Source organism: Domibacillus robiginosus, from assembly GCF_000966195.1.
Lineage (GTDB): Bacteria > Bacillota > Bacilli > Bacillales > Domibacillaceae > Domibacillus > Domibacillus robiginosus.
In genome coordinates this window covers 1-3,182 of the sequence record NZ_LAHL01000082.1, presented here as the reverse complement: position 1 = coordinate 3,182, position 3,182 = coordinate 1, and the positions used below count along the sequence as shown (strand labels likewise).

At 37.0% G+C, this 3,182-nt stretch carries 1 protein-coding gene; it reads right to left on the bottom strand.

What is annotated here, in order from left to right:
* Positions 1 to 1,405: 1,405 nt before the first annotated feature.
* The gene (locus VP97_RS22575; protein WP_050184436.1) at positions 1,406 to 2,962 is read right to left on the bottom strand and encodes a hypothetical protein; all 1,557 of its coding nucleotides are present in this window, start codon (positions 2,960 to 2,962) and stop codon (positions 1,406 to 1,408) included.
* Between the last annotated feature and the right edge of the window lie 220 nt (positions 2,963 to 3,182).

Below are 3,182 nucleotides of genomic sequence, written 5' to 3'. Positions count from 1 at the left end.
ATATATATTTATATTTTTATATATTAATATCACTGGAGAGAGCCGCGAATTTTCTTTCTTCTTTGACTGCCACCACTTTCTTATCTTCTTTCTATACAAGTCGGCGGTTAGACTAACAGACTGTTCCGCTTCCTTTGATTCAATTTTTACACTAGCTTGTTTTACTTTGCAATCAACTCTCCAATACGCTCTGGCACTTTCAAACCTATTTCAAACCTATTTTAAACCTATGTGCATAGCAAAGAAGAAAACGCTGTTACGGGGCCTCCTGGTACTTATATCGAGCAGCTGGCTTAAAGCTCGATGTAATATAAACATTCATGATACGGTAAAGTGCCCGAGATAATACATCGCATGCAGCGTCTACTGCCGCAAATGTTATTGCAACACAAAAAAGACCGACTTCCTATAAAAAGTTGGTCAATATTTATAAAGATTACTCGTTTTCACAAAGAAGATACCTCATCATTACATAGCAGTCCACATATGTATCCGTTCCTCCATGAACTAATCCTGTATAACCGAAAAAGTGCTTATTTTAGCTCTTTGGATAATCACGTATGTTTTCCCATATAGGCGGGACCTAGAATTCAATAGAACCGGTTCATGGGGTTTCTAAGACCCAACGTGCATAAATCACCTCAAAACTCAGCCCGTTTTTCCATACAGATTGAGATTTACCTCTAACCTGGATGAATTACAATTCTTAATGGTTTTTCCAGCCGCATTTTTCTCGTTCATTTACGCTGAGCGTTTTACTTCCCATACTCTCTCTTTGCTCTATATCAAAAAGAATTGGATATGTGTGCTTAGAAGTACAAATATTATTCTAATTGCACATTTTTTAATGTGGATTGGGAATTAAAAAATATATCCAATAGTGATTGGGTATTTTCTGGCATCTTTAATATACAAAATCCTATCCCAAATTAAATAACATAATGGAATACCATAAGACATAACATATTTTATTAAGAGACATAGCGGCGCAAAAACAGATCGTAAAACGCCTATTTTAAGAAGGTTTTTGGCTCCCTTTTTAAAATGGATTTTTTAGGAAAACACTTTTAACCAGTAAAACCGGCAGTTAATCAAAGTTGTCGGTTTTTTGCCTACTATTTTTTAAATTAAGCTAATTTAAAAATATATAATCAACTGTTTTATTACTATTTTTCCCATTTAGGTGTAAAAAAAAATAGTTCCTAATCTTCTGTTTCGCTTAAATTTCCTGTTCAAAATAGACGAATCGGATAGAAATAAAAAAAGGGCACGACAAAGAAGCTGGAACCCCCACATTAAAAAAAGGGGGAATCAGCTTTTTTCGCTTTTAAAAAAATTAAAAGGAGCCGTATTTACTTATCAAAGAGCAAAAATCGCGCGTTTGTTATAGGCAGCCTATACGTGTTTATTCGTTGAGCCAGTTGTAAAAGGGAATTGCGTAATTGCTGCGCTCTACTGTTCCACTAGATCCGCCAGCTATACTGCTTAAATCCCACTTTGCTAAGAATGTCTCAACCGCAAAATAAGTGCGTTTGATTTCATGAACAAGTTCTTCAAATTTTTCTTTTCGAGCAAGAAGTCCATTGGCCGCCCATTTCTGTATCTGACGCATCCATTGTCCTTTTGAAATCCGGTCTTTTACTTGGATAAACTCTTTGTTATACACCTTATGAATGACGGTTTCAAAGTCTATAAAGTATTCAGTAGCCACTGGAATTCGATCATAACCTTCAAAACCAATGACTCCAGTAAGCTCTTCATCCAATTGTACAGCGTGGTTAACCGATCCATGATCGGAATAGTACAAGAGCAGTTTTCCAATCGTTTCAGACGAAATCGAGAATGTAAAAACATCAATTTCTTTGGTATGCAGCGATTCATCAAGAGACTGCACTACACACTCTTTTAAAAACTCACGAACAAGCGGAAGAATATAAAAGTCCACCAAATAGTTAGCGGCTTTCTCCTTGATTGAATCATGATAGATGACTAATACACCATTATCATCAAAATACTTTGAAAGTGCCTTCCGATAAATAGTCAATCCTAAGAAACCAAACTGATCAATAAGCTCATTTTTGTAGTAAGTAAAGAGCTGGTATAGGTCTTGGCTTAAATTTTCTGGTTCGATCTCATAACGAGCAGCTAATTGCTTTATTTCCTCAAAAGAAGCCGTATTATCTACTACTTCCTTCTCTAAAACACGATCAGAAAGGCGAATGCATACTTTCTTGTTCAAGGCGGCTTTTCGGCTTGTACGGAATTGTTGTGTTTCGGATTTTTCATAAAAAGCTAAAAGCTGTTCTGCGGGATTTTCTGAATCCTTATGTAGAAATGTTGAACCTTCTTTACTCATTAGTTCAACCGTAATTTGGTCATTCTTTATTAGCGTGCTTAAAGCATCCGCAAGGTCTTTCACTGTATTGAAGTATGTAATCCCACGATGAATATAAGCCCCATCCCGCTTTGTGTTCCACATATTATAAAGGGAAACCACATACCCGTTTGAAATCGACATACGGGCTGCAACCAGGGTGAATAGCCGTTTCAAGTTAGTGGAATAGCCTTTAAAGGCAGGTGATACAAATTCATCAAATAACCGGACATATGTCTGTCTGTCCCCTTGTTTTACCTGAAGGTGAAAGTGTGAAATGATCGTTTGAGTGTCAAATTCAATAAGGTTTAGTCCTTGAAGCTCTGTGAGAACCCTTTCCAATGTCCGTTTCTGCATGGCCATCTTTTCTCTCAAGTAATCAACTGGAATAACGAGTGTATTATCCTGATCCAGGTAAGGGGTCATTTCGATCAAGAAATTAAGCGCCGCGGGTGAAAGGCATAGCTCACCTTTACCGTACTGAAATAACAGATCATAAGGGAGCTTCGCATAAGAAATAGAGAATTTTGAGGCTTTATTGCTGTTTTCCCGGCTGGATGTAGCCGTATGGTTGTGCATTCTTTGCATGGCACCGTATCCTCCTTTGGTTTGGAGGAAAACAAAAAGACGCAGATTACCGTTTATAGTCAGTAAACTACGCCTTTTCGCCTATAAAAAATGTTTTTTATACGGCAGTCTTGTCATTCAGTTATTGATGTTTTATAATAGATACATCAATACTTGAATGAAAAGAACTAGCAGAAGTTTACCGTTAGCTGCTTTAACGGTAAGGTAGTGAAGGAATTGC

Coding starts and splice junctions, on each gene's coding strand:
- VP97_RS22575 (WP_050184436.1), bottom strand. CDS start 2,962: ATGCAAAGAATGCACAACCATACGGCTACATCCAGCCGGGAAAACAGC.